The sequence below is a fragment of the Undibacterium sp. GW821-FHT11H02 genome (genome assembly GCF_058808015.1).
The window spans coordinates 81,698-107,325 of sequence record NZ_JBXARG010000017.1; the positions used below are offsets into that span (position 1 = coordinate 81,698).

Annotated in this window: 24 protein-coding genes; 13 read left to right on the forward strand and 11 right to left on the reverse strand. The window is 47.8% G+C overall.

Annotation, left to right across the window (positions count from 1 at the left end):
• Window positions 1-6 precede the first annotated feature (6 nt).
• From AC1RR2_RS16165 to glyQ, 5 genes are all read right to left on the reverse strand, one after another.
• Window positions 7-921 carry a M48 family metallopeptidase gene (locus AC1RR2_RS16165; RefSeq protein WP_493223298.1) on the reverse strand — a complete coding sequence of 305 codons (915 nt, stop codon included), beginning with the start codon at window positions 919-921 and terminating at the stop codon, window positions 7-9.
• A 100-nt stretch (window positions 922-1,021) separates the two neighbouring features.
• Window positions 1,022-1,756 carry a lysophospholipid acyltransferase family protein gene (locus AC1RR2_RS16170; protein WP_493223299.1) on the reverse strand — a complete coding sequence of 245 codons (735 nt, stop codon included), beginning with the start codon at window positions 1,754-1,756 and terminating at the stop codon, window positions 1,022-1,024.
• 37 nt (window positions 1,757-1,793) lie between these two features.
• A complete protein-coding gene (gmhB, locus tag AC1RR2_RS16175; protein ID WP_493223300.1) occupies window positions 1,794-2,363 on the reverse strand; it encodes a D-glycero-beta-D-manno-heptose 1,7-bisphosphate 7-phosphatase in 570 nt (189 codons plus the stop codon).
• 230 nt (window positions 2,364-2,593) lie between these two features.
• Window positions 2,594-4,693 (reverse strand): glycine--tRNA ligase subunit beta, encoded by a 2,100-nt coding sequence (gene glyS / locus AC1RR2_RS16180; protein ID WP_493223301.1) that lies wholly within the window; start codon window positions 4,691-4,693, stop codon window positions 2,594-2,596.
• A gap of 31 nt (window positions 4,694-4,724) precedes the next feature.
• Window positions 4,725-5,687, reverse strand: a complete 963-nt coding sequence (gene glyQ / locus AC1RR2_RS16185; RefSeq protein WP_493223302.1) for a glycine--tRNA ligase subunit alpha — start codon at window positions 5,685-5,687, stop codon at window positions 4,725-4,727.
• Window positions 5,688-5,988: 301 nt separating this feature from the next.
• On the opposite strand from glyQ, the gene AC1RR2_RS16190 reads away from it, so the two are divergent.
• From AC1RR2_RS16190 to AC1RR2_RS16230, 9 genes are all read left to right on the forward strand, one after another.
• Window positions 5,989-6,855, forward strand: a complete 867-nt coding sequence (locus AC1RR2_RS16190; protein WP_493223303.1) for a c-type cytochrome — start codon at window positions 5,989-5,991, stop codon at window positions 6,853-6,855.
• Between the two features lie 149 nt (window positions 6,856-7,004).
• On the forward strand, window positions 7,005-7,349 hold the full coding sequence (locus AC1RR2_RS16195) for a hypothetical protein (protein WP_493223304.1): 345 nt from the start codon (window positions 7,005-7,007) through the stop codon (window positions 7,347-7,349).
• Between the two features lie 57 nt (window positions 7,350-7,406).
• Complete coding sequence (locus AC1RR2_RS16200) at window positions 7,407-8,159, forward strand: head GIN domain-containing protein (protein WP_493223305.1); 753 nt, start codon at window positions 7,407-7,409, stop codon at window positions 8,157-8,159.
• Between the two features lie 324 nt (window positions 8,160-8,483).
• Window positions 8,484-9,191 carry an ABC transporter permease gene (locus tag AC1RR2_RS16205; protein ID WP_493223306.1) on the forward strand — a complete coding sequence of 236 codons (708 nt, stop codon included), beginning with the start codon at window positions 8,484-8,486 and terminating at the stop codon, window positions 9,189-9,191.
• A complete protein-coding gene (locus tag AC1RR2_RS16210) occupies window positions 9,188-9,889 on the forward strand; it encodes an energy-coupling factor ABC transporter ATP-binding protein (RefSeq protein ID WP_493223307.1) in 702 nt (233 codons plus the stop codon). The genes AC1RR2_RS16205 and AC1RR2_RS16210 overlap by 4 nt, the downstream gene beginning before the upstream one ends.
• Window positions 9,886-10,710, forward strand: a complete 825-nt coding sequence (locus tag AC1RR2_RS16215) for an ABC transporter substrate-binding protein (protein ID WP_493223308.1) — start codon at window positions 9,886-9,888, stop codon at window positions 10,708-10,710. The genes AC1RR2_RS16210 and AC1RR2_RS16215 overlap by 4 nt, the downstream gene beginning before the upstream one ends.
• Before the next feature lie 60 nt (window positions 10,711-10,770).
• Complete coding sequence (locus AC1RR2_RS16220; RefSeq protein WP_493223309.1) at window positions 10,771-11,376, forward strand: 3'-5' exonuclease; 606 nt, start codon at window positions 10,771-10,773, stop codon at window positions 11,374-11,376.
• A gap of 148 nt (window positions 11,377-11,524) precedes the next feature.
• Window positions 11,525-12,346 (forward strand): hypothetical protein, encoded by an 822-nt coding sequence (locus tag AC1RR2_RS16225; protein ID WP_493223310.1) that lies wholly within the window; start codon window positions 11,525-11,527, stop codon window positions 12,344-12,346.
• A gap of 33 nt (window positions 12,347-12,379) precedes the next feature.
• The gene (locus AC1RR2_RS16230; RefSeq protein WP_493223311.1) at window positions 12,380-15,571 is read left to right on the forward strand and encodes a S9 family peptidase; all 3,192 of its coding nucleotides are present in this window, start codon (window positions 12,380-12,382) and stop codon (window positions 15,569-15,571) included.
• Window positions 15,572-15,699: 128 nt separating this feature from the next.
• On the opposite strand, the gene aceE is transcribed toward AC1RR2_RS16230, so the two are convergent.
• From aceE to AC1RR2_RS16250, 4 genes are read right to left on the reverse strand one after another with little or no spacing between them, the layout of a single operon-like run.
• Window positions 15,700-18,303: a pyruvate dehydrogenase (acetyl-transferring), homodimeric type gene (aceE, locus tag AC1RR2_RS16235; protein WP_493223312.1), complete on the reverse strand. Its 2,604-nt coding sequence runs from the start codon at window positions 18,301-18,303 to the stop codon at window positions 15,700-15,702.
• A 52-nt stretch (window positions 18,304-18,355) separates the two neighbouring features.
• On the reverse strand, window positions 18,356-19,567 hold the full coding sequence (locus tag AC1RR2_RS16240) for a methionine gamma-lyase (protein ID WP_493223313.1): 1,212 nt from the start codon (window positions 19,565-19,567) through the stop codon (window positions 18,356-18,358).
• Window positions 19,568-19,593: 26 nt separating this feature from the next.
• Window positions 19,594-20,145 carry an OsmC family protein gene (locus AC1RR2_RS16245; protein ID WP_493223314.1) on the reverse strand — a complete coding sequence of 184 codons (552 nt, stop codon included), beginning with the start codon at window positions 20,143-20,145 and terminating at the stop codon, window positions 19,594-19,596.
• A gap of 37 nt (window positions 20,146-20,182) precedes the next feature.
• Window positions 20,183-21,556, reverse strand: coding sequence for a trans-sulfuration enzyme family protein (locus tag AC1RR2_RS16250; protein WP_493223315.1), 1,374 nt, complete (start codon window positions 21,554-21,556; stop codon window positions 20,183-20,185).
• Window positions 21,557-21,703: 147 nt separating this feature from the next.
• On the opposite strand from AC1RR2_RS16250, the gene AC1RR2_RS16255 reads away from it, so the two are divergent.
• Window positions 21,704-22,168, forward strand: a complete 465-nt coding sequence (locus tag AC1RR2_RS16255) for an Lrp/AsnC family transcriptional regulator (RefSeq protein ID WP_493223316.1) — start codon at window positions 21,704-21,706, stop codon at window positions 22,166-22,168.
• A gap of 36 nt (window positions 22,169-22,204) precedes the next feature.
• Here AC1RR2_RS16255 and AC1RR2_RS16260 read toward each other — a convergent pair whose 3' ends face one another.
• Together AC1RR2_RS16260 and AC1RR2_RS16265 are read right to left on the reverse strand one after the other, a co-directional pair.
• On the reverse strand, window positions 22,205-22,738 hold the full coding sequence (locus AC1RR2_RS16260) for a DUF6265 family protein (protein WP_493223317.1): 534 nt from the start codon (window positions 22,736-22,738) through the stop codon (window positions 22,205-22,207).
• Between the two features lie 202 nt (window positions 22,739-22,940).
• The gene (locus tag AC1RR2_RS16265) at window positions 22,941-23,837 is read right to left on the reverse strand and encodes a LysR family transcriptional regulator (protein ID WP_493223318.1); all 897 of its coding nucleotides are present in this window, start codon (window positions 23,835-23,837) and stop codon (window positions 22,941-22,943) included.
• A gap of 101 nt (window positions 23,838-23,938) precedes the next feature.
• Here AC1RR2_RS16265 and AC1RR2_RS16270 point away from each other — a divergent pair, with 101 nt between their 5' ends.
• From AC1RR2_RS16270 to AC1RR2_RS16280, 3 genes are all read left to right on the forward strand, one after another.
• Window positions 23,939-24,319, forward strand: coding sequence for a RidA family protein (locus AC1RR2_RS16270; protein WP_493223319.1), 381 nt, complete (start codon window positions 23,939-23,941; stop codon window positions 24,317-24,319).
• 28 nt (window positions 24,320-24,347) lie between these two features.
• A complete protein-coding gene (locus AC1RR2_RS16275; protein WP_493223320.1) occupies window positions 24,348-25,250 on the forward strand; it encodes a PhzF family isomerase in 903 nt (300 codons plus the stop codon).
• A gap of 176 nt (window positions 25,251-25,426) precedes the next feature.
• Window positions 25,427-25,603: a hypothetical protein gene (locus AC1RR2_RS16280; protein WP_493223321.1), complete on the forward strand. Its 177-nt coding sequence runs from the start codon at window positions 25,427-25,429 to the stop codon at window positions 25,601-25,603.
• The last annotated feature ends 25 nt before the right edge of the window (window positions 25,604-25,628 follow it).

Genomic DNA, 25,628 nt, shown 5'->3' on the forward strand with positions numbered 1-25,628 from the left:
GTTTATTTAAAATACAGGTAAATCAGCGCTCGCATGTAGCCGCAGTTTTCGTTTAGCGTGTTCGTACTCAGGGTAGATGGACTCTACCGTCGCCCAGAAATCAGCGCTGTGATTCATTTCACGCAAATGCGAAAGTTCATGGGCAACCACGTAGTCGATAATTTCAGGAGAGAAGTGTATGAGTCGCCAGTTCAAACGTATCTTTCCTTGTGATGTGCAAGAACCCCAACGCGTACCTGCCGATGACAAGCTCATGGAGTGATAGCTCACGCCTAAACGCTGCGCAAACACCGGCATACGTTGATTGAAGATGCGTTTGGCTTCTTGTTGCAACCAGCTTTGTACCCGATCTTTCAGTTGTTGTTCATTAAAATCAGGCGGTAGTGAAATGTGTAAAATGTCTTGCTCAGCATCGTGCACCACCGCAGCACGACCTTGATGGGCAATCCTTAGCGTCAGCTGTTTTCCAAGATACGGCAAACGTGCGCCATCTTCCCAACGCATGCTTGCTTGCATGCGCTTATTTGCCAGCTCGCGTTTCTCACGTAATTTACTGATAATCCAGTGCTGTTTTTCCTGAATTGCTTGTTCAATATCCGCCAACGTGACCCAACGTGGTGCGGTGATGCGCAAGCCTTCATCCGCAATCAGAAAGCCTATGCTGCGACGCTTAGAGCGCCGTAATTCATATTCAAGGACTTGATCTTGAATCAGAATTTGACGCTTGCGCGTTTGCGTACTGCTGTCGGTGGGATTATTCGATGTGTTTGGTGCGGCAGGGGACTTGTTGACTGTCAGATCATTGCTAGCAAACAGATCGTTAAAGAAATCTAATTGCAGCGCACGTTGCAAGCCTTGGATGAAGGAAGCTTGAGTGGCTCTAGCAGCTCGTGTAGCTTTAGTAGATTGAACAGCGGGCATAGGACTCTCTCAAAACGATCAAACTGTCACGTTCTGAATCTTGAATAATCCATGGTTCAGAACGCGATTTAAGAGTGTAGCACGGCTTTGGTTTGGAGATTTACTTGTAGACCTGTGGCGAGATGACACGCATTTCCGCTTCTATCCATTCTTCGACTTTTGCCATCAGTTCAGTCGCATTCATATCGCCTGGTGCGATAGGTTTACCGACTGAAACCGTAATCAGGCCGGGGCGTTTGATGAATGAATTTTTAGGCCAGCATTCGCCTGAATTTAAGGCGATAGGAATCACAGGCGTATTGGTCTCGATCGCGAGGCGTGTGCCACCACCTTTGTAATTACCTTTTTGGCCAACCGGAATACGGGTACCTTCGGGGAACATAATCACCCATTGACCATCAGCCAGACGCTTGCGCCCTATGGTTACGACTTGCGCAAAAGCGTCTTTGCCTTTGCTGCGATCAATAGGAATCATTTTCATCAAAGAAATTGCCCAGCCAAAAAAAGGAATATAAGTGATGGATTTTTTGAAGACAAATACCAGCGGGCGTGGCGTCGACATTAATAAGAATATCGTTTCCCAAGCAGATTGATGTTTGGATAAAACAATCACCGGACCATCAGGAAAATTCTCATAGCCACGAGTCTCATAACGAATGCCGCAAATGACTTTTGCCGCCCAAATGATGAAGACGTTCCAACGTGCAGTGGCCCAATAACGTTGGTTATACGGCAATGGCGCAAACAAGAAGCAAATCGGTGCCCAGATCACGGTTGCGATGATCATGACTAAAGCGAAAATTAATGAGCGAATAAAACAAAAGGCTGAGTACATTGTGTTTCCTAAATTAATGCTTGCTGCGAAGGTTTCTTTATACGATGGTGTCGTTATGTGTGCTTAATAGGCTGTCGACCATACTCGCCAGATCAGGATGCACCTGCGTTCCCGGCGGCAGACCACCTTTCGTTAGCGTCGATTGTCCTTTGCCGGTAAGTACCAGATTCGGGATGCAACCTAGCATAAATCCAGATTGCAAATCGCGCAGGGAATCGCCGACACAATGCACACCTTTCAAAGACAGATTGTAACGTGTCGCGATTTCTTGCAACATGCCAGGCTTAGGTTTGCGGCAATCACAATTATCGTCGGCGCTATGCGGACAAAAAAATACCGCATCGATCATGCCACCTACTTGCTCTACGGTCGCATGCATTTTTTGATGAATCGCATTCAAGGTCGTCATAGGAAATAACTTGCGTGCGACACCTGATTGATTCGTCGCCACCACCACCGTATAACCAGCCTGATTCAAACGTGCAATTGCTTGCGCCGAACCGGGGATTATCTGCCATTCATCAGGAGATTTGATAAAGGCATCGGAGTCATGATTAATCACGCCGTCACGATCGAGGATGATGAGTTTGGTGGTGGGTGTCATCATAGCTTTCTTAAGTTTTTCAACGCGGTTCAGAATATGTTTGGTTGTAAACCCCCTTCTCCCGCAAGCCGGAGAAGGGGCGGGGATGAGGGTGGTTCAGACTTGTAAATGCTAAACGTGATACTCAAGACATCCAGTTTTATGTTTAAGATTCTGCAATATCTTTATCACCGCTGAGCCACCCTCACCCTAGCCCTTTCCCGCGCTTGCGGGAGAGGGGACATTAGTGTCGCTTAAGCCGCCAACTTAGAAATATCCGCTACCTGATTCAACATAATGTGTAACTCTTTGAGTAGTGCCAATCGATTATTACGCAAGGCCAAATCATCGGCATTCACCATCACATCATTAAAGAAGCTATCAACACCTTCACGCAAAGCCGCCAAGGTTTTTAATGCGCCGGTAAAATCACCTGCAGCATACGCCGCATCAACACCAGGTTTGACATCACCCATCGCTGTATACAGAGCTTGTTCTGCTGCTTCTTGCAACAGCGCAGGATTGATAGCGCCCGGTGTGCCTTCGGCTTTTTTCAGAATGTTCGTAATACGTTTATTCGCCGCCGCCAGCGATGCAGATTCTGGCAAGGCAGCGAAACTCTGCACCGCTTGCAGGCGTTCTACGATGTTATCCAAGGTGTCAGGATTTTGTGCCACGACTGCTTCGACTTCATTGGCACTAAATCCTTTGTCTTTCAAATAGCCTCGGAGTCGGTCGTAAATGAATTTTTCTACATCGACACTTGAAAAACCAATTTGCTCTAATATTGTTCTATCGTTGGGCCACGGCAAATCAATCGTACATAACAACAATTTTTTAAGCGAGAGATTTAAGCGTTTTTCCACCAGCATACGCAAGATACCAAGCGCATGACGACGCAAAGCAAATGGATCTTTATCGCCAGTGGGTTGTAAGCCTATGCCCCAGATACCGACTAAAGTTTCTAGCTTGTCGGCCAAGGCAACGGCAGTACCGGTTGCAGTCGCTGGCAATGCATCACCAGCGAATCGTGGTTGATAATGTTCAGAGGCTGCTGCTGCAACATCAGCATGTTCGCCATCGTGCTTAGCGTAGTAAGTACCCATGATGCCTTGCAACTCTGGGAATTCACCGACCATATCAGTCAATAAATCGGCCTTCGCCAACAATGCACCGCGTTCTGCTAGTGCAACATCAGCACCTAGTAATTGGGCGATATGGCCGGCCAGTGTTTTGACACGCTGCGTGCGTTCGGCTTGGCTACCGAGTTTATTGTGATAAACCACATTCGCCAATTGTGGCAAACGATCTGCCAGCGTTTTTTTCTTATCTTGTTCAAAGAAGAATTTTGCATCCGACAAGCGTGGACGTACCACGCGTTCATTGCCTTGAATGATGTGTTCTGGTGTGTCTGTCGCCAAATTAGAAACGATCAAAAAGCGTGAGCGCAATTTGCCAGCGGCATCGGTGACGGCAAAATATTTTTGATTGGTTTGCATGGTCAGAATCAGGCACTCTTGCGGCACCGCCAAGAATTCTTGTTCGAAATGGCATTCATAGACGACTGGCCATTCGACTAAAGCAGCAACTTCATCGAGTAAAGCTTCAGGCATCAGAACTTGATCGCCATTCGCTTTCGCTTGCAGTGCGACACGGATTTTTTCTTTGCGCTCGCTGACATTGGCGATGACTTTACCTTGCTCAGCTAAGGCTGCACTGTAGTGATCAGCGTGGGCAATCGAAACTTCTCCCGCAGACAAGAAGCGATGACCTTGCGTGATGCGACTTGCAGTTAAACCTAAGGCAGCTAAAGGCAAAATGTCCGCACCGTGTAAGGCGATGATGCTATGTACCGGACGTACAAAATGGACTGTTTCACCGTCAGGACGTTGATAGCTCATGACTTTAGGAATCGGCAATTTGCTGATCGATTCTTCGAGTGCTAATTGCAAACTGCCAACCAAAGCTGTGCCCGGTGCGGTGTAGCTGTAGAAGAAGCTTTCAGCTTTGCCATCGACTGCGCGTTCTAAGTCAGCTACTTGCAAATTGGGGAAGCCGAGCGCTGCAAGTTTTTTTGCCAATGGTGGTGTGGCATTGCCATTGGCATCTAAAGCAACTGATACCGGCAATACTTTTTCACGCATTTGTTTGTCGGGAGAAGTCGCGCGTACTTTAGTAATGCTGACCGCCAAACGACGCGGTGAGGCAAAGCTGGTAGCGACAGAATCCGCTTCTAAAAAGTCACGTGACTTTAAACCATTGACGATGCCAGCAGCAAAGGCTTCACCGAGTTTGGCGAGTGCCTTTGGTGGTAGTTCTTCTGTAAATAATTCTAGTAAAAGTGTTTGATTCATTTCGATCTCGATTCTGTTCTTTTATTCTGGCTTAAGCGGCTTCGGTTGCTGCAGTGATTGCAGGCTTATGCTTGTCATCCGCCGCACACATAGGGAAGCCGAGTTTTTCGCGGGAAGCATAGTAAGCAGCGGCGACCGCACGTGACAGATTACGAATGCGACCGATATACGCTGCACGCTCAGTGACCGAGATAGCGCCACGCGCATCGAGCAAGTTGAAGGTGTGCGCCGCTTTCAAAATCATTTCGTAAGCAGGCAAGGCCAGAGATTTTTCAGCGACATTTTCTGTAATTTCCAATAAGCGCTTCGCTTCTGATTCGTAATTGGTGAACAAAGAGAATAGAAAATCGGTATTCGAATATTCAAAATTGAAAGTCGATTGCTCCACTTCATTTTGATGGAACACATCGCCATAAGACAAACGCACGGTTTTGCCGTTTTCTTCACGTTCAGTCCACACCAGATCGTAGACGTTTTCAACGCCCTGCAAATACATCGCCAGGCGCTCGATACCGTAAGTAATTTCACCGAGGATAGGTTTGCAATCGAGGCCGCCGACTTGTTGGAAGTAAGTGAACTGGGTGACTTCCATACCGTTCAGCCAAACTTCCCAACCTAAGCCCCAGGCACCCAAGGTCGGGTTTTCCCAGTCATCTTCGACAAAGCGAATATCGTTTTGTTGCAGATCCAGACCCAAGGCTTTCAAAGAGCCGAGGTAGAGATCCAGAATATTTTCCGGTGCCGGCTTCAACACCACTTGGTATTGATAGTAGTGCTGTAAGCGATTTGGATTTTCGCCATAACGACCATCCTTAGGACGGCGTGACGGTTGTACATAGGCAGCTCGCCAAGGCTCTGGACCAATTGCACGTAAAAAAGTACCCGTATGCGAGGTGCCCGCACCCACTTCCATATCAATCGGTTGTAACAGGGCGCAACCTTGTTTGTCCCAATAGTCTTGCAATGTCAAAATAATTTGTTGAAAAGTGAGCATAGCTCTTCTGCCTTTTTTTGCTGGATTTTAAATTAGGTGCTTACCTGAGTTCGCGCTATCAATTTAGAAAATTGCCATGCGGAACTAAGAATTTTATAAACCTTAGATTTTAACCTTTTTTTCAGGCGCTCCGACTGCTTTGGCCTTGCTTTTCACTCTAAATCAAGCGCTTTTTGTCGGTTTCGCCGCATTCCAGGCTAGCGGTCGTCAAGTTCGCATCACTTCCACTATACTTTCTCGCTCAGTCGTCATGCGCTACCGTACTTTTTTCATTCCTTTTAAGTTTTTAGTGAGATTTCTTATGCTATCGCTACGTGGTTTTCTTGGAAAGTTGCCTTGGTTTATGTTCATGAGTGTTCTGTTGGCTGGCAATGCTGCCGCACAGGAGCCGGTTTTAGAGCTAAAAAATGGTGAGCAGATACAACACTGGACTCGTTCTGCCTTGTTAGCGCAAGCCAGGGACATCAGTATTGCCAAGGATTCTGCCTATAAACGCAGCATGAAATATCGTGCGGTGCCGATTGCTCAGCTATTGCCAAAAGTGGATAAGTATCCGTCGGTGCAGTTCGTTGCTTCCGATGGTTTCGTCGCCAACATCTCGGGTAGCGACCTCGCCGGAAAAGGCCAAGCCTATTTGGCAATTGAGCCTGCCGATCAAAGTTGGCCCGCGGTCAATCCGGATAATCCTGCCAAAACTGCCAGCGCGGGGCCGTTTTACTTGGTTTGGCTGACGCCTGAAGCGGGAAAAATCAGTAATGAACAATGGCCATACCAGCTAGCAAAAATCAGTGTTGAAGCGCCTTTGTCTCAGCGTTATCCGCAAATCATTCCTGTCGCGGCTGCGGGGGAAAAGAGTCAGCAGGCGCTACGTGGTATGCATATTTACATCAAAAATTGCGCGGTGTGCCACACGATGAATGGCGGTGGCGATGCGGCGATAGGACCTGATTTAAATCTGCCATTTAGTCCTACCGAGTATTTTCAGGAACAATTTTTAAGGCAATTAATACGTCAACCCGCCTCGGTGCGCAGCTGGAAACAAGCGCTGATGCCTGGCTTTGATGAGCAGACTATTTCTACCGCAGATTTGGATGACCTGATTGTGTATTTCAAAAAGATGAAGCAAAAGCGTCAGTCTTCTGGCGCCGTAAAGGCAAGCAAACAGTAATTTTGGTAGGAACTGACGCTCTAAACCCCTTTTTTTGCATTCTGTCGCAATCCGCTGGTGAGCCTAATTCGACTTGCTTACACTGCAGCCATCAGAGAAGCAAATCTTGTTGAAGCAAACTCAAACTCAAACTCACTAAGGGGAACAAAATGAAAACGAATACACGAAATATCTTTATCGCGATAGCCATTATCTTCAGCCTGTTGTTGATCAGCTTTTTTTCTATGGACCCTTCACACATCGTGATTGATGGCGAAGAAATTGGCGATATCGGCGGCTTTACCGGTTTTGTGCTGGCCTGCCTGATCGGCTTTGTGGCTTTATTTTTTGCCTTAAGTGTTACCGGTTTGGTATTAGCGATGGTCGCCGTGGTCTTGGTGGTGGTATTGGGTGCGGTCTTAGGTTCATTCGCAATCGCCTTGTTGCCACTGATGATTCCATTCTTGATTTTGTACGGTTTATTTTCTTTGTTTTCACGTAAAAAAACAGCATAAATCAGCCACTTAGAATTTTGTAAAATTTACTATCACCGTATCAAGTCGGAGAACAACATGAACAAGCAAACAATTCGTCGCAGCCTGCTCGCCACGGCTCTAGTCCTTACCGCCTTACCGGCTTGTGCTGATTGGGGAAATTGGTTGAGTAAAAGCGTGGAGGGCTCTGGCAAAATTCTGAAACAAGATCGCGTTGCTAAGGATTTTCGTGCCGTGCAGATTTCGGTTTCAGGCAAAGTCGAGTTGAGACAAGGCAGCCAAGAGGGGGTCTGGATAGAAACCGACGACAATATCCAAGCCATGTTGGAGGTAGTAGTTGAAGGAAATACTTTGAAAATACGTAGCAAAGAAAAGAATGTGCATCCAAAAACACGTACTTTAAATATTGTGGTTAATTTTAAGAACATAGATGACATCGCTCTAGAAAATTCAGGAAGCATAAAGAGCGACAAATTGCAAAGTACTGATTTGAAATTGCGTATTGGTGGCTCTGGTGATCTGGAAATTGCAGACTTAAAAGCCGACACCTTGAGAGTCTCAATCGGCGGTAGTGGCAGCTTTACCGCTGCTGGCAGCGTCGCTCAAGTGTCTGGTTCTATCGGTGGTTCCGGTGAGCTCGATATGGCGAAATTAGCAGCAAAGGATGTACGTATCAGTATCGGTGGATCGGGTAACGCCAGTACTTGGGCAACCGAGAATTTAAATGTCAGTATCGGTGGATCCGGCAAAGTAAATTACTATGGCGATCCGCGTGTGACCAAGTCCATCGGAGGTTCTGGTAGCGTTAACCGTAAAGGCAGCGCACCCTAAGTTTCGACAGCGCGATTGAAAAAAGTGAAGGCGGCCAAACGGTCGCCTTTTTTACACTCGATTTGAGTCACGATGGAGCCGTTATGAAGCGGTGAGAGTCTGAGCGAAACCAAAGTCCGGGTTGAGGTTTCAAGCAGTTTCATTTGATACAAACTCGCTTCATCATAGGGACTAAGTATTTATCGCGGTAAGGATTGATCTATTTCCCTCGTTGCGCTTTCTGCAATGCCTCACTATGATGGCGGCTATGCGCCTAATTCTCCCAAATTCACAACTTGTTTCGTCACATGCAATTATTTCCCCTCTGAGTAAAACGGGGGCGCCATGAATTTGCTCGATAGCTTTTGGCACGCTCTGCAACTTTTACTCTCGGCGGATACTGATTTGTGGCAGATCATAGGCCTGTCCTTACGCACCGCTTTGTGCGCTTTGTTGATCGCGACACCAATTGCCTTGATTTGTGGCTACCAATTGGCGACATATCGTTTTCGTGGGCGCCGCTTTGTCATCTGGCTGATACAGGCTAGTCTATCTTTTCCTACCGTATTGATAGGGCTCTTGCTCTATCTATTATTGTCACGTCAAGGATATTTGGGTGCCTGGCATTGGCTATTCAGTAGCAAAGCACTGGTGTTGGGGCAAGCTTTGATTGCCTTACCTATTTTGATCGCCTTTATTTTTACCGCGGTGCAGGCCTGTGATCAGCGTATAGCGGAAACCGCCATTAGCCTGGGCGCCTCCGCTTGGCAAGTGATGTGGACGGTATTGCGTGAGGCGCGCTTTGCGGTGATAGCGGCGGTGATTCATGCTTTTGGTCGTGTTATTTCTGAGGTGGGTTGCGCCATGATGGTGGGTGGCAATATCGCAGGCGAAACTCGTACCATGACCACCGCGATCGCTTTGGAAACCAGCAAAGGTGAATTTGCACAAGGGATTGCCTTAGGCATGGTCTTGCTGGTAACCGCCTTATTAATGAATGCGATTTTATTGATACTGCAAGGCGATGCGGGGCAATCGGGACGCGCCTTATGATATTTGAAAAATCAGGCTTGCCACCTTTATTATCGATTGATAAGTTGAGCAAATCTTTCGCCGACCGGCCCTTGTTGGCGATAGAAAATTTTCATTTGCAGCAATCGAGTGCTTATGTTTTGACGGGTATGAATGGGGTGGGAAAAACTGTTTTCTTGCGTATCCTGGCTGGATTGGAAAAAGCCGATGCATTGGTCTGGCATTTTATGGGACAGCCTCAAGTGACGCGGCGCTATCCTGCCATGATGCGGGATGCAATTGTTTATGTGCATCAGCATCCTATTATGTTTCAAATGAGTGTCGTGCAAAATATCGCCTATGGATTGCGGGTGCGGCATTATGCGAAAGCTGAAATCGCTGAGCGTACCGAACAGGCATTGCTATGGGCGGGACTTTGGGATTTGCGTGATCGTTTACCACAAGGATTGTCTGGTGGCGAAAAACAAAAAATCGCACTGGCGCGCGCTAAGATTTTGCAACCGAAATTATTACTGTTAGATGAGCCCAGTGCTAATTTAGATGGCCAGGCCAGAGAACAAATTATCGCCTTGATACCAACACTAGTGGCAGAAGAAACCAGCGTAGTCATGGCTTGCCACGACAGAGATTTAATTAATTTGCCCTCCGTGCATCATGTGAAGTTGCGCGATGGTCGTATTGAAGAACGTAGTACAAACATACACAGGAGTGGGGCATGAGATCGATGAAAATCAATACTCAATTGATACGCAGAATCGCTAGCTGTTTGATTGCTGGCGCCTTAACAATCAGCTTATCTGCAGTGGCGCAAGAGACGATTAAATTGTCAACCACCACCAGTACAGAAAATTCGGGTTTATTAAAAGTTCTTTTGCCAGCTTTTGAAACCGATACCAGGATCAAAGTACAAGTGATCGCTGTCGGTACTGGAAAGGCTTTGGAATTGGCAAAAAATGGTGATGTCGATGTGGCCTTGGTACACGCGCGCGAAGCGGAAGATCAGTTTGTCGCAGCCGGACATGGCGTGCAGCGACGTGATGTGATGTTTAATGATTTTGTGATAGTCGGACCAGAAAATGATCCCGCCGGCGTCCGAAAAGAAAAAGATTTGATAAATGCTTTAAAACGTATAGTCGATAGCAAAGCACGCTTCATCTCGCGCGGCGATAATTCCGGTACTGATGTGATGGAACAAAAATACTGGAAACAACTAGGTGATAAGCCAAAAGCGGGCGCTTATGTATCAGCAGGATTAGGCATGGGTGAAGTCTTAACCATGACAGCAGAAATGCAGGCTTACACGCTGAGCGATCGTGCTACTTACGCTGCCTATAAAGCGAAGACAGGTTTGCAAATAGTGTTGGAAGGCGATAAACGCATGTTGAATCCTTACGGCATTATTGCGGTCAATCCTGCGAAGTTTCCTGAAGTGCGTTTTGCCGCTGCCATGAAATTGATAGAGTGGATTACTTCGGAACAAGGCAAGAAAAAAATTGCTGCGTTCAAGGTGAATGGTGAACAGGTGTTTTTTCCCTACTAGTCTGAAACTCACCGTGGCTTGATGCTGAAATGGCTATGCTGCGATATTGAATGAGACAACATGAACAATGATTTGGAAGTAAGTCAGGATTTGCCCGCGTATCCCGGCATCGAAATGGGGCGCATATGTCTGGTGCAAACTGTCGAGCAATTAGCGTTTGCGGAAGAACAGTTGCTGCGAGCGACGGTGCTAGGTTTCGATACCGAATCAAAGCCCATATTTAAAATAGGACAAAGCTCGGATGGCCCGCATTTGATTCAATTGGCAACCCGCGAATATGCATTCTTGTTTCCCGTTCTGAATGCTGCGCAAGTGGCGTTCGCTACACCTGTGTTGAAAGCAGTATTAGAGTCCAAAACTATATTGAAGGTTGGTTTCGGCTTAGGTGACGACAATCAGAGACTTTTGCATAAATTAGGTGTGAAGATAGCCCATGTTCTTGACTTGTCGCGTGCACTGAGCGACAACCGCAAAAAGCAAATGGGTGCGAAGCGCGCGGTAGAACAATATTTTGGACAGGTCTTGCAGAAATCGAAACGAGTATCGACTTCAAACTGGGCTGCCGATACCTTAAATGAGCGTCAGCTCAAATACGCAGCGGATGACGCACAGTCGGCGCTGCTGGTGTATTTGGCTTCAGCTTTAGCGCCTGCAGAAAAGTCGTAGAGGGAAGCTAGAAAAAGTCACGTCACGCAAAAACATCATTAGCATTGATTTTGATGGATCGTGGAACTTGATATCAGAAATTGGGTCTGAGCAACTTGTTGCACGAGATCTGCTTTGGGCAATTTTGCCCCTTAATAAAAGGAAGTCTATGCAATATGTTAAACGTGGTATCCAGTATGTCGTGAAGTCTGTGTTCTCGCCCGTCAGCGGTTTTGCCATGGTGGCTTCACTCGCTGTCATATTGTCAGCTGTAAGTGGTGCGGCGCATGCCGATGGTTTGAGTGATTTGAAATCGGCTTTAGCTCGATTGCAAGGACAGACACCATTGAAAGCGGTGGTCGAGGCAAAAACCTGGAATCGTCAGGGCGAAGGCAAAGAGTTAGAAGAAACGCATGGCGCTGCCAGTGTGTCGGTGGAAGAAAGTGGCCGTGGATTGCATGTTTTGTACAGCAAAGAAATGTTGGTAAAGTTGGAGGCGGAAGAACGTTTAAAAGAGAAAGATAGTAAGGCCAAGACCCCCACTTTGTCTGCGCTAAATGAAGTGAATTCTTCAGCCTTGCGACCGATGATTTCTGCAGCGGGTAGTCTGACACGCAGCATGGAAAAAGCCACATATAAAAGTGAAAGACCCGATAACTTCAATGGCAAACCAGCACGTTTGCTAAGCTTTGAATTGTCTATCGATAAGTTATCGGAAAAAGATCGTAAGTATATGAAGAAGTTTGATGGCAATCTGGATATCTGGATCGCAGCTGATGGAACACCCTTGGCGAGTCGCCAGACGCAAGCTATCTCAGGACGTGCTTTTATCGTGATTAGTTTTGAAATGAAGAATGAAGAAGAGTGGGTGTATAGCACTTTGGGTGATCGTTTGATCGCACTGAAAAAAGAAAGTAAAAATAGCGGTTCCGGTATGGGTGAAAAAGGTGAAGGCAAGGTCACAAAAACCTTGCAGATACAAGCCCTATAAGACGACATAAGTCAAAAAAATAAAGGAAACATGATGAAGCTCACTATGCAAAATTCAGTACAAGTCGCAGGAAATTTTTTAAACTCAAGTTGGGTCTTGCGTCCCGCGACAGCCTTAGTGTTGGTGCTGGGTTTGCATGCGGTCAGTGTGCCGCAAAGTGCCTTGGCGCAAAACGCTAATGATAAAGCCGTGACCAGCGCGAATGCGAGTCAAGCAAATAAAAAATTAATTACGCATGAGGTCTATGCGAACTGGCGCAGCATACAAAATAGCACCCTCAGTCGCGATGGACAGTGGGCTGCTTATGCTTTGATTGGACAAGAATCGGACGGTGAAATTGTCGTAAAAAACTTGCGCGATGGACGCGAATGGCGTGCGCCGCGTGGCAATGCCCCTGTGTTTAGTTTTGATGGTAAATATTTGGCTTTTGCGGTCGCGCCTACCCGTGCAGATCTAGAGAAAGCGAAGAAAGCGAAAACGAAGGCAGAAGATGCACCTAAAGCTGGCGTTGGTGTGATCGATTTGGCGAGCGGAAAAGTGGAAAGTATAGAACGCGTTAAACGTTTTAGCTTTGCAGAAGAAGGATCAAGCTTATTGGCAGTGCTGTTGGAGTCGCCAAAAGAAGTGAAAAAAGATGCTAAGAAAGACGAAGCGCCAAAAACTGACGCTACAACTGAAGATGAAAACGCTACCTCATTTGATGTGAGCGACGAAGATCAGCAAGCGGTAGTTGGCGTAGCTACTGCCGCTAAAAAGAAAGAAGCTGGTACTGAGCTGATTGTTTGGGATCTGGCAAAAAATAAAAAAACCTCAATCAAAGAAGTCGCAGATTTAAGCTGGAACAAGTCGGGAAGTTTATTGGCGTATGCGGTATCTGTGAAAGACACCGCGAAGGATGGCACTAAGGATGCGGCTAAAGAGCCAGTAAAAGCCGACAAAAAAGAAACAGCACAAGAGCAGGCAAAGGAAGTCAAACCAAATGCGAAGACAGTCGCAACTGCTCCCATCGCCAGTGCGGCAGAGGGTGTATATTTGTGGTCTGCTGATACTGGTGAATCGAAAACAATCTTGCAAGGTGCTGGTAGCTACAAACATATGCGTTTTGATGAAGAGGGTAAGCAATTCGCAGTGCTCAGTAATCGCGACAGCCTTGCCAAGAAAAAAGACGCAGCAAAAGATGCCAAGAACGATAACGATGTTTATAGTCTATTCTTTTGGCGTGCAGGTGATGACTATGCGCGCTTGTTAGTCAACTCAGACTCTAATGGAATGACAAAAGGCTGGACGCCAAGCGAACATGCGGACTTGAGCTTTAGCAAAGACGGCCAACGCTTGTTTTTGAGTACCGCAGAATTGCCTAAGCCCGCAGTAAAAAATGCGCCTGAGCCTATGAAAGTGGATCTCTGGCATTGGAAAGATCCAGAACTGCAATCAGTACAAAAAGTGAATCTAGAGCGCGATAAACAAAAATCCTATCGCGCTGTTGTGCATTTGGCGGATGGTAAATTTGTTCAATTGGCCAATAAATTAATCCCACAAGTCATACTCAACGACAACGCGCAATTTGCGATGGGCGTTAGCACCTTACCGTATCGTCATCTAATGTCTTGGGATAGCTTGTACTACGATGCCTATGCCGTTGATTTGCAAAATGGTCAGGCTAAGATGTTGATAGAGAAGACGCGTTTTATGCCGCAGTTTTCACCGGCAGGTAAATACCTCCTTAACTTTGATGCGGACAAAAGTGTGTGGTGGTCTTACGCTACGCTTGATGGTAAGAAAACCAATTTAACCGGACATATCAAAACTCACTTCGAAGATCAACAGCGTGACACGCCAGACCCGAAGAATGCGTTTGGCGTAGCGGGATGGTCCGCCGATGACGCGAACGTGGTTTTGTATGATCAATTTGATTTGTGGGAAGTCAATTTGCAGAGCAAAGCTACCCGCAATTTGACCGCAGGCTTTGGACGTAAAAACCAATTGGAATTGCGTTACGTGCATTTGGGCGATAACCGATATTCACCGCAAACGAAAGCGCTGCCTAGTGATAAATCATGGATCTTGGCGGCGACGCACGATGTCAATCAATCGACTGGTTACTACAGTCTGAATCCGCAAGTACAAACACCGGTGGAACCTAAACGTCTGATACATGCCGACAAATTAATTACCGGCTTGATCAAGGCAAAAGAGAGCGACACGACCTTATTCACACAACAGACTTTTACTGAATTTCCTGATTTGTGGAGCGCGGATTTGAGTTTTTCTGATGCCAAGAAAATCAGTTATGCCAATCCTCAACAAGCGCAATACAACTGGGGTACGCAAGAGATGATTGAGTACACCAACGGCGATGGTAAGAAAATGAAGGCTTTGGTCGCCAAACCAGAAAACTTCGATCCTAAGAAAAAGTATCCGATGATGGTCTACATCTACGAAAAGATGACTGACAATATGCATCGTTTTGTGTCGCCAGCACCGGCACAAAATATTAACGTCACCCGCTATGTCAGCAATGGCTATATCGTCTTGCGTCCCGATATTGTGTACAAAACAGGCTACCCGGGTAAGAGTGCTTTGAACGCGGTTGTGCCCGCGGTACAACAGCTGATTTCGAATGGCTATGTTGATGCCAAGCGTGTCGGTATTCAAGGGCATAGTTGGGGGGCATACCAGATCAATTACATCATAACGCGCACCAATATGTTCCGAGCTGCGGAAGCCGGCGCTTCGATGGCAAATATGGTCAGTGGCTATGGTGGCATACGTTGGGGGGCAGGCATCAGCCGTGCTTTCCAATACGAGCGCGGACAAAGCCGTATCGGTGGTACCCCATGGGATAGCACCGCTAAGTATGTAGAGAACTCACCGATATTTGCGATTGATAAAGTACAGACGCCGTTCTTGACTGTGCATAACGATGACGATGATGCAGTACCTTGGTATCAAGCGATTGAGTTCTTTTCCGCTTTACGCCGTTTGAATAAAGAAGCTTACTGGTTTAACTACAACGGCGAAAAACACGGCTTGCGCGATCGTGACAACATCAAGCATTTCACCGTGCATATGAGCGAATTTTTTGATCATTATTTGTTGAATAAGCCGCGCCCGGAATGGATGGATAAGCCCATCCCTTATTTGGAGCGTGGTCAACGTGACGTGATGGGCCAGTTTGTGCCCGCGAAAGCGGAGGAGAAAAAGGCCAACTCAGAGCTGAAGTAAGGATAATTGGACAACGCTACTCAGATAAAAAACTAGGCGGCGTTGTCCAAATCAGTTCAGTATAAAAGGCACATTTTTAGAGCGTAGCTTGCTTTACTCTGGCGCCGAATCCCAGTGTTAGTTGAACCTTAGATTGCATTCAATGCTGCGCTCATGATGGATGCGCTATCTACCCCAAAATAGTCACGCAGGTTTTGACGCGTGTCGCTGCGACCAAATCCATCAGTGCCCAGAGTCTTATAAGTTCGCTCTGGTGGAATATAAGCGCGTATGCTTTCTGGCACTGCACGTACATAGTCACTTGCGGCGATGACTGGTCCTCCACAACTCTGCAATAATGAGTTGATATGGGGGAGCGCCTGAGCATGTTGTTGTGCCCGTTCACCATCTCGCGCCAATTCGCTCCAACTGGTGACGCTGATGACGTGCACCGTCCAGCCTTGCGCAGCTAATTGCTCGGCGGCGTTTATCACTTCGATCAAGATTGCGCCGGAACCCAATAAGGTGAGCTCTTTTGCAGTATCTTGACTGTCGCTTGTTAATTTTTGTAGCAGGTAAGCACCTCGAATAAGATCGGATTCTTTACCATCGATCAGATTGCGTTGCTCGTAATTTTCATTCATTAAGGTGATGTAGTAGAACACGTCTTGCTGTTCGACCAGCATTTCACGCATACCATGATCGAGTATGATCGCCAATTCGCTGGCAAAGGCCGGATCATAAGCCTTGCAGTTGGGTATCGTTGCTGCTACCAGATGACTACTGCCATCTTGATGTTGCAAGCCTTCGCCGCCCAGTGTCGTACGACCTGAGGTCGCTCCTAACAAGAAACCACGTGCACGTTGATCGGCGGCTGCCCAGATCGCATCGCCAACCCGTTGAAATCCAAACATGCTGTAATAAATATAGAAAGGCAACATGGGGAAATCATGCACGCTATAACTAGTTGCGGCAGCAGTCCAACTGGCGATCGCACCAGCTTCACTGATGCCTTCCTCCAGAATTTGGCCATCAATTGCTTCGCGATAGCTGAGTACAGAACCTATATCTTCTGGCGCATATTGTTGTCCCTGGCTGGAATAGATGCCGACTTGCTTAAACAGATTTGCCATGCCAAAAGTACGTGCCTCATCCGCGACGATGGGAACGATGCGAGGTCCCAGAGTAGCATCTTTTAGCAGGCTGCCTAACATGCGCACAAAGGCCATGGTAGTGCTCATTTCCTTCATGTCTTGTTGCAGGGCGAAGTTGGCATAGTGACTCAATGCGGGAACATCGAGAGTGCTGCTCTTAGCTTGACGCTTGGGTAAGTAGCCGCCCAAGGCTTGACGCTGTTGATGCAAATAGCGCATTTCTTCACTATCTTCAGTCAGTTTGATGAAGTGCAAGGCTGCGGCTTGTTCGTCGCTGATAGGCAAGTCGAAGCGACGGCGAAAAGCGATCAAATCATCAGCATCAAGTTTTTTCTGACTATGGGTGGTCATTTTTCCTTCCCCCGCACTACCCATGCCATAGCCTTTCTTGGTGTGAGCCAAGACTACGCTGGGGCGTCCATTTTGTTTGCGGGCAGCCGCATAAGCTGCATAGATTTTAATCGGATCGTGGCCGCCTCGTTTAAGTTGATCTATCTGTGCATCGCTCATGCCTTCTGCCATTTTTTGCAAAGCGCGGTGTTGGCCAAAAAAATTGCTGCGATTGTAGGCGCCATCTTTGGCCGCGAAACTTTGCATTTGCCCATCGACCGTGTGAGCTAAGGCGTGCAGCAAACTACCGTCGTCATCCTGGGCAAACAAACCATCCCAATCGGAACCCCATAGACACTTAATCACATTCCAGCCAGCACCTATAAACAAGCGTTCGAGTTCGTCAATGATGCGACCATTGCCACGCACCGGACCATCTAAGCGCTGCAAATTGCAATTGACCACCCATACCAAATTGTCCAGGCCTTCGCGTGCCGCCAGCGTTAAGGCGCTCATGGATTCGGGTTCATCCATTTCACCGTCGCCAAATACGCCCCACACCACACGTTGACTGCAGTCGAGTAATTGCCTATGGCCAAGATAACGCATAAAGCGCGCATGATAGATAGAGCTGATAGGACCGATACCCATGGAGCCAGTGGGGAACTGCCAGAAATCAGGCATCAACCAAGGATGGGGATAGCTGCATAATCTACGTGCGCCATGTTTGTCGGCAAGGATTTCCTGCCGATAATGCAGCAAGTCATTCTCATCTAAACGGCCTTCCAAAAACGCACGGGCATACACGCCCGGTGCGCTATGAGGTTGGAAGAACACCAGATCGCCACCGTGTTGTGCATCTTTGGCGTGAAAAAAGTGGTGATAGCCGGTTTCGAATAGATCGGCGGCGCTCGCATAACTGGCTACATGACCACCGAGTTCGCCATACGCTTGATTGGCACGCACCACCATCACCAAGGCATTCCAGCGCATGATAGCACCTAGCTTTTTCTCTATCTCTATATTGCCTGGGAATAGAGCTTGCTGTTCAAGCGGCACGGTATTTCGATATGGCGTATTTAAGTGCGCCTCCCATTGCACTCCATATTGATGTGCGTCGCTACTTAACATATCTAATATCTGGCGGGCACGGGCTTTTCCTTCGACCGCAGTTAAAGCGGAGAAGGCTTCGCGCCATTCAGTTGTCTCTTCGGGATCGGGGTCAATCATGGACGCGTAATTAGCGTTCATAGGATTTCTAGCATTCATGTTGGTTTCTTTCTAATCTCTATCAACTTGTGAGAACTTGTGTGTTGATGTTTTATGTTTGCTCTAATGCTTGTTCAATGTCGGCGAGAATATCGCTCAAGTCTTCTAGTCCGACTGATAATCTGACCAGGCCATCACTAATGCCATGCGCGGCTCTTTGTTCCGACGTGTAGGTGGCATGGGTCATGCTGGCCGGATGTTGTGCCAGCGATTCTGCATCCCCCAAACTAACGGCGCGGGTCACTAGTTGTAAGGCGTCCATAAATCGGATACCGGCTTGCATGCCACCACGCAGTTCAAAAGCAATCATGCCGCCATAGCGTCGCATTTGTTGTTGCGCGATTTGACGTTGCGGACAACTGTCTAAGCCTGGGTAGAATACTTGCGTCGTCTGAGCATGTTCTTCTAAACTCTGTGCGATCACTTCCGCACTATCACAATGCCGGTCTAAACGCAGCGACAGAGTCTTTAAACCGCGCATCACCAAGTGCGCATCATGCGGTGACAAGACCGCGCCTGTCATATCTTTGAGTCCGAATAGGCGTACTTTTTGTGCTAACTCTGGATCAACAAAGGCGGCTGCCCCCGCCATTAAATCGCCATGACCTCCAAGATACTTGGTGGCCGAATGCACGACCACATCTGCGCCTAAAGTTAAAGGCTGCTGTAAATATGGGGTGCAGTACGTGTTATCAACTACGGTCAGTGCGTGGTATTGATGCGCCAATTGTGAGACGGCGGCGATATCGACGAGCCGCATATTTGGATTGGCTGGCGTTTCGAAATACACCACTTTGCGTTTGGCTTTGCTATCGTCTAAAGCGGCACGTAATTGATCCAGATGACTCATATCGACAAAGCGAACTTGGATACCAAATTGCGCCAACCCTGTATTGAAGAAGGCGAAAGTACATCCATACACCGTCAGATCGGCGATCAATTCATCACCTGGTTGCAACATGCTCCAGATGCATGAAGTGATCGCACCCATACCCGATCCAAAGACGACCGCGCCTTGCGCCTGTTCTAGACTGGCGATTCTGGCTTCTAATAGAGCCAGCGTCGGATTCGATATACGGGTATAGAAATGCCCTGCCTCTTCCCCTGCAAAACATGCCGCGCCATACGCAACATTGGGGAAGGCAAAAGTCGATGTTTGATAAATTGGCGGCACCAGCGCGCCATGATGCTGTGCCGGATCATAGGCGTGGTGAATCGCACGGGTATTGAATCCAGCAAGCGGCATATTGATTTTATTGGTCATGAGATGGCTCGTTCTTTATCGATGTTTTAGATTAGTGTCGTATGTGTTTGAATGCTGCCACGTACTGGTATCGCTTGTGCCATACTCATTGCATTCGGACTGTGTTGTTGTGCTTGTTGGCGTAGTTGCTCAAACTGTTCTGGCGTCCCATCGCCGCTGACATGGATCAGGTAGTCTATGCCTTGTAGTTCTACCGTGGCCTGATCATTGACGCCCAGAAAACCGGCCAGATCGAGTTGACTCTTAACTTGTATGCTTAAGCTGGAGAGTTGAATGCCCATGACCGAGGCACCGACTAAAAATGCCACTATCATGCAAGAGCCAAATCCAGATAGCAGGTATTCTTGCGGGCTAGGGCTATGGTTGCTGCCGCCTAGTTGTTTAGGCTCATCAACACACCATTGAAAATCGCGCTGAATTCTTTGATCGCCGACTTCCATCGGTAAGCAGCGCACTTGACTACGAGTGCCGGACAGCCATTGCAATTGCACGCCATATTTTGCGATGCCCATGCCAGGTGTTTGTTGAATTTCATTTGACATTTCAGCCAGTGCGCTGAGATTGATTCCGTTTTTCATGTTGCGACTCCTGTATTAAGAATGGTGATCTAAAGTGCTAATCCAAAGTGGCTAGCGCTTGCGCCAAATCGGCAATCAGATCTTCTGGATCTTCTATGCCTATCGACAGGCGCACGCAGCCGGGCGCAATGCCTAGTTGCGTTCTTTGGTCTGCGGTATAAGCCGCATGCGAAGTATTAAAGGGCAGGCTGACCAAGGATTCGACGCCACCTAAACTGGTGGCTTGCCGCATTAAATGTAGTTTGTTTAAAAGCTGTAGCGCGGCCTGGTCACTGCCAACCGCAAACGACAACATGCCACCCATGTTTTTGAAAAGTGTGGAGGCTAGTGCGTGATCAGGGTGACTGACTAAACCGGGGTAAAACACGTGACTAGTGCGCGCATGATTCTCTAAAAAGTGCGCGACCTGATACGCACCTTGTTCATGCGCCTTCATACGTAAAGCTAGAGTCTTTAAGCCTCGTTCGAATAGAAAGCAGGCGTGCGGGTCGAGACAGCCTCCATAAGCAAGCAAACGCGGCCAAATTGCATCGATATATTTACGCGCACCGACCACCACACCCGCCACCAGATCGCTGTGTCCGTTTAAGTACTTGGTCGCCGAATGAATCACAAGGTGCGCCCCATACTCAATCGCATTCATTGCGATCGGTGTCGTAAATGTCGCATCGATCACTAGTCGTAAACCATACGCTTGTGCCAGCTTTCCTAATGCGGGTATATCGACGACTTTAAGTAGGGGATTGGTTAAGGATTCGAAATACAACAACATTGTTTCCGGTCGTATTGCTGCTTCAATCGCTGCGATGTCACGCGGATTTACATAGCTGACCGAAAACCCCAGTGAAGGCAATTCATGATGGAAAAAATGGTAGGTCCCACCATATAACTCATTGGACGCGATCACATGCGCAGACTTATCTAACATTGACAGGATCGTAGTTGAGATTGCCGCCATGCCGCTGGAAAAAACGATGGCAGATTCTGTCTTTTCTAATGCCGCCATTTTCTCTTGCAGTGCCCACTGACTAGGATTGCCATAGCGTGTGTAAATGAAGCGGTCGCGCGCATAGCCTTGCGCTACCGCTTGATATTGATCTGCACCCAAAACGAAGGTGCTGGATTGATAAATGGGGGTACCGACCGCACCCGTCACCGGATCATCATAGGTACCTGCGTGCACGGCGATGGTGGAAATTCCAGCGCCAGGGCAGTGCTCTTTTAAGCGATTGACACGCATAGAAGGTCCGGCTTGTCGCTCTCTATGCATGGCATTTACCCAATGGGCAGTGCCGACCCCGGCAAGCTTGGAGTGGGGATCACCTTTGATTGTCGCCGATCCTTGCGATGTGTTGTGTGCAGTGCTATCGGCGAAAGAACTGGTGCTGCTAGTTGACTTGTCTTGGCTCATAGTGGCTCGCTCAGTGATTAAAATGAAAGCTGGAACGACTCTATTGTCATGCAGTATTTGAGCAAAATTTTGGTAAAATAGGCTTCTAATTCGTCATTTATTGGATGTTTTATTCGCTAATCGTTTAAATTAAGGTTAAATAAACCTATGAAAGATTTTGATGTCACGGATAAGAAAATCTTATTCGAGCTACAAAGAGATGGACGTCAGACCATGGCCGAGTTAGCGGAAAAGGTCAGCCTGTCGCAGTCACCGTGTTGGCGACGCGTGCGTCAATTGGAAGAGACTGGAGTGGTACAGAGTTATGGTGCACGCTTGAATCGAACGCGTTTGGGTTTTGGTGTAACTGGCTTCGTCCATCTGCAAATGGAAAATCACACTAACGATATGGCAGCTGCGTTTGAACGCGAGGTGGTAGCGATAGCACAGGTCATATCTTGCTATAACTTATCGGGGCGGTATGACTATATGCTAGAAGTGATTGCGCCTGACTTGGAGGCGTTTTCTAGTTTGATTCGTAACCGGATACGCAGCTTACCCGGCGTGCGCGAGATTGCTACGAGTTTTTCTTTGAAAGAAGTCAAGCGCGCGGACGTGCTACCAGTGTTGTGAGGCCAAACTGCGCGCCGTTTTTCTTTCGAAGTAGACTTATTGAACGGCTCTGCTGAACGTATAGCTTTCTTGCCAAACCACTGTGCCATCGCGGACTTTGCGGATTTGTGCCTGTATGCTGTTGGCATTCAGTTTGGTATAGGTTAGCGTGGTACCTACCTCGGTCGCGATTCCTTCGCATAGCAGTTGTTGGGCATCAGCCTGCACCACTTTAAGACGCAGCGGCTCTTCCTTGCCGCGGGTGGCTTTGTCGATTGCAGGGCCAAAAAAACGCAGCCGTAGGATGAAGTCTTCACCTTGTTTTTCGATTAGCAATAACTCGAAAGCTTTGCTCTTATTCTCTTCCATCGTGCGAGAAATGCCGAGTAAAGAGTCGCCTTGTAAAGACCAATGCTCATCAATCTTTTGCCGGGCATTGGTGGCTTGCCAACTACCGTGTAGCCAATGCAGGTTTTGCACATCTATGCTGGCATTCACCGCGGTTTTAGCTTCCTGTGCAGTAGCTAAGGGCGCGAGATAAAAGCCAATAATCATGAGGCTCAATGCCAAGAATCTAGGTAGATATTGCATCTTCATCTCCTGGTTGAATAACAGCATATTACCCTATGATCTAGGGTATTGATGCTTACATGGAGTGCAGTGTGTTGAGTTCTTGCTCCCCACACAAGTGCTAAATAGCAAAAAAAGCAGGGTAAAAATTTATATTTATGTGCGGTTTCTGACCAAGCTAAGCACTGAATGGTCTCTAGCTTCAGTGCAATTTCGATTTTGTTCAGCTATCGTTTTTATTCCAACGATCTTGCAAAAACTCAATCAATGCTAGCCCCGTCGCCGACATGGGGCGGGTAGCACAAACGCCGTATACACCACTTTCTCTTCCCTGCCATTCCGGTAAGATCTGAATCAAGTCACCCGTATCGAGTGCAGCTTGGACGGTTACGCGTGACAAGAAAGCGATCCCTAACCCAGCCATTGTGAGCTGTTTGACAGCGTCACCATTGTTAGCACGAAGACGCCCGCGCGGCCGAAATGAGCGTTCACCATTAGAGCCGATAAGTCGCCATTGCTCACCATCTCGATTGATACTAAGGACTAGGCAATGGTGATCTTTGAGTTGCTCAATGTGCAGGGGCGTGCCGTGAGCCTTAAGATAGGCGGGGGATGCTACCAGCACGCGGCGATTGTCTAGCATTTTTCGTGCGACCAGAGAAGAGTCTTCAAGCTGACCGATGCGTATCGCCAAAGTGACAGCTTCCGCGACAATATCCACGTACTGGTCGCTCATGACTAAGTCGAGTTGAATATCGGGATAGTTAAGCAGAAACGCCGCAAGGTGGGGTAATACGTGACTGCGTCCAAATGATACCGGGATACACAATTTGAGTGTGCCGCGTGGCGTAGCGTTTCGTTCACTTAGCTGTGCATTTGCCAAACGCAATTGTTCCAGTGCCTGCGCACATTGATCGTAATAGCGCTGCCCCAACTCAGTTAAGGACATCGCCCGCGTGGTACGGGTAATCAGCGTGGTGCCCAGTTCAAGCTCCAGAGCTTTCACCAAACGACTGACCGACGATGCGGTCATTTGAAGTTCCCGCGCAGCCATCGCAAAACTTTGATGTTCAACGACTTTGACGAAAGCCTGGATATGGTGAAGTGATGGCGTATTCATTGCTTCTCTGTAGGAATGAATGAATCAAAATAGTAGCTATTATCAACGCAATTCGCAATGGTTAAACTAGCTTATTCATTATTCTGTCAGTCAAGGTATTTATGTTACAAGTTCTGTCCTCCCCAGAGTTGCCCCACACTAACGGTCACTATTCTTGCGCGATCAGTCATGCAGGTCTGTTGTATTCAGCGGCGATTTTACCGACCAATACGGTGCCGAACCATCCCTTATGCACAGCCGATTTTGAATGTCAAATGCGACAATTGTTGAGCAATTGTGCAGATATCCTTTCCGCTGCAGGAAGTGCCAGAGAAAAACTCATTTCGCTCAGCTTCTACATCACTGATTTGAGCAACTGGGAGAACCTGGATCGCTGTGTGGCGGAATTTTTTGGCGCTCATAAACCCTGTCGTAGCGTTATTGCCGTCCCACAAATTCGCTATCACTACGCCGTTCAAGCAAGCTTTGTAGCCGCGCTCTGATTCACTTATTCACATCAATTCATTTCACATGTCACATCCCCATCTATTTCACATCAACGTATTCACCAAAGATCTATTTCGCGGCAATTCGGCAGGCGTTGTGCTTGATGCAGACACGCTTACTACCCAGCAAATGCAGGCACTGGCTCGTGAGCTCAAACATTCAGAAACGGCCTTCGTCATGAAGGCGCTTGACGACGATCATGACGTGTTTATCCGCTACTTCACACCCACGACGGAAGTGCCTAGCTGTGGACACGCCAGCATTGCCGCGCACTTTGCAAGGGCGCACAAACTCGCCTTAAACGATACCCAACTGCGTCAAAAAAACGGTGCCGGTATACAGACGGTCTATATAGAAAAAGGCGCGGCCGACTATCGCATCACACTACGGCAAGGGGAGGCCTGGTTTGGAGATCCGCTATCACTAAATTTTCGCACTCAGATTGCTCAGGCATTGGGTTTGACGATTGACGATTTTATTCCTGATCTGCCCGTGCAAATCGTCTCGACCGGACATTCAAAAGTCATTATTCCGCTACGCCAGGAGGTCGATATTGACGCCATCTTGCCCGACCACGCCGCATTAACACAACTCAGCGCAAGGCTAGGCTGTAATGGCTTCTTTCCCTTTGACTTGCGTGCTAAGGAGCAGGCCACCGTCGGCAGAATGTTCGCGCCCGCTATCGGCATTCTAGAAGACCCTGTCACCGGTAACGCCAATGGCCCTTTAGGTGCCTATCTGGTTCGCTATGATCTGATGCAGCATGATGGTGCACGTCTGAGCTTCCGTGGGTATCAAGGTCGTGCTATCGGACGCGAAGGCGTGGTTGAGGTTATGGTCGATATCGAACAAGGCGAACCGACCCAAGTTTTTATTAAGGGGGATGCGGTAATTTTATTTGAAGCGCCATTGCCTAGTCATCTCTAGCTTTGTGCTGTACCTGAAGGGGAATCATATTCCGCATTGAGTAACAGCAAGTTTGCAAGGGTCTAAAAAAATTGGTCTAGCGCATTCTGAATGAAGCCGCGTTAACTTAATTGAATTTGGCAAGATGAAAAAATCACTTTAGCTCCTCCCCGCCATTTCTTTTGCGCTTAATCAAAATGATTGTCGTTCCGCTCCTCGTCACCAACGCGGTGGTCGGAGTCGCGAAGATGGATGCGGCGAGCGACATCAGAGACCTAGGTGCGAAAGCGATGACTTGTTTTTTAAATCCTTCAATCGAGGTGATTGCCGCGAGCCTGCCGCAATTTGGACTGTCTGAAGCGGGATTGCTGTAGCTACTTGGCGTCGATCATTTCTTAG

Coding starts and splice junctions, on each gene's coding strand:
- AC1RR2_RS16245 (WP_493223314.1), bottom strand. CDS start 20,145: ATGAAAAACGGAATCAATCTCAGCGCACTGGCTGAAATGTCAAATGAA.
- AC1RR2_RS16190 (WP_493223303.1), top strand. CDS start 5,989: ATGCTATCGCTACGTGGTTTTCTTGGAAAGTTGCCTTGGTTTATGTTC.
- AC1RR2_RS16275 (WP_493223320.1), top strand. CDS start 24,348: ATGTCACATCCCCATCTATTTCACATCAACGTATTCACCAAAGATCTA.
- glyQ (WP_493223302.1), bottom strand. CDS start 5,687: ATGCTCACTTTTCAACAAATTATTTTGACATTGCAAGACTATTGGGAC.
- AC1RR2_RS16205 (WP_493223306.1), top strand. CDS start 8,484: ATGAATTTGCTCGATAGCTTTTGGCACGCTCTGCAACTTTTACTCTCG.
- aceE (WP_493223312.1), bottom strand. CDS start 18,303: ATGAATGCTAGAAATCCTATGAACGCTAATTACGCGTCCATGATTGAC.
- AC1RR2_RS16200 (WP_493223305.1), top strand. CDS start 7,407: ATGAACAAGCAAACAATTCGTCGCAGCCTGCTCGCCACGGCTCTAGTC.
- AC1RR2_RS16215 (WP_493223308.1), top strand. CDS start 9,886: ATGAGATCGATGAAAATCAATACTCAATTGATACGCAGAATCGCTAGC.
- AC1RR2_RS16220 (WP_493223309.1), top strand. CDS start 10,771: ATGAACAATGATTTGGAAGTAAGTCAGGATTTGCCCGCGTATCCCGGC.
- AC1RR2_RS16165 (WP_493223298.1), bottom strand. CDS start 921: ATGCCCGCTGTTCAATCTACTAAAGCTACACGAGCTGCTAGAGCCACT.
- AC1RR2_RS16240 (WP_493223313.1), bottom strand. CDS start 19,567: ATGACCAATAAAATCAATATGCCGCTTGCTGGATTCAATACCCGTGCG.
- AC1RR2_RS16210 (WP_493223307.1), top strand. CDS start 9,188: ATGATATTTGAAAAATCAGGCTTGCCACCTTTATTATCGATTGATAAG.
- AC1RR2_RS16195 (WP_493223304.1), top strand. CDS start 7,005: ATGAAAACGAATACACGAAATATCTTTATCGCGATAGCCATTATCTTC.
- AC1RR2_RS16270 (WP_493223319.1), top strand. CDS start 23,939: ATGTTACAAGTTCTGTCCTCCCCAGAGTTGCCCCACACTAACGGTCAC.
- AC1RR2_RS16280 (WP_493223321.1), top strand. CDS start 25,427: ATGATTGTCGTTCCGCTCCTCGTCACCAACGCGGTGGTCGGAGTCGCG.
- AC1RR2_RS16225 (WP_493223310.1), top strand. CDS start 11,525: ATGCAATATGTTAAACGTGGTATCCAGTATGTCGTGAAGTCTGTGTTC.
- AC1RR2_RS16265 (WP_493223318.1), bottom strand. CDS start 23,837: ATGAATACGCCATCACTTCACCATATCCAGGCTTTCGTCAAAGTCGTT.
- AC1RR2_RS16230 (WP_493223311.1), top strand. CDS start 12,380: ATGAAGCTCACTATGCAAAATTCAGTACAAGTCGCAGGAAATTTTTTA.
- AC1RR2_RS16250 (WP_493223315.1), bottom strand. CDS start 21,556: ATGAGCCAAGACAAGTCAACTAGCAGCACCAGTTCTTTCGCCGATAGC.
- AC1RR2_RS16255 (WP_493223316.1), top strand. CDS start 21,704: ATGAAAGATTTTGATGTCACGGATAAGAAAATCTTATTCGAGCTACAA.
- glyS (WP_493223301.1), bottom strand. CDS start 4,693: ATGAATCAAACACTTTTACTAGAATTATTTACAGAAGAACTACCACCA.
- gmhB (WP_493223300.1), bottom strand. CDS start 2,363: ATGATGACACCCACCACCAAACTCATCATCCTCGATCGTGACGGCGTG.
- AC1RR2_RS16170 (WP_493223299.1), bottom strand. CDS start 1,756: ATGTACTCAGCCTTTTGTTTTATTCGCTCATTAATTTTCGCTTTAGTC.
- AC1RR2_RS16260 (WP_493223317.1), bottom strand. CDS start 22,738: ATGCAATATCTACCTAGATTCTTGGCATTGAGCCTCATGATTATTGGC.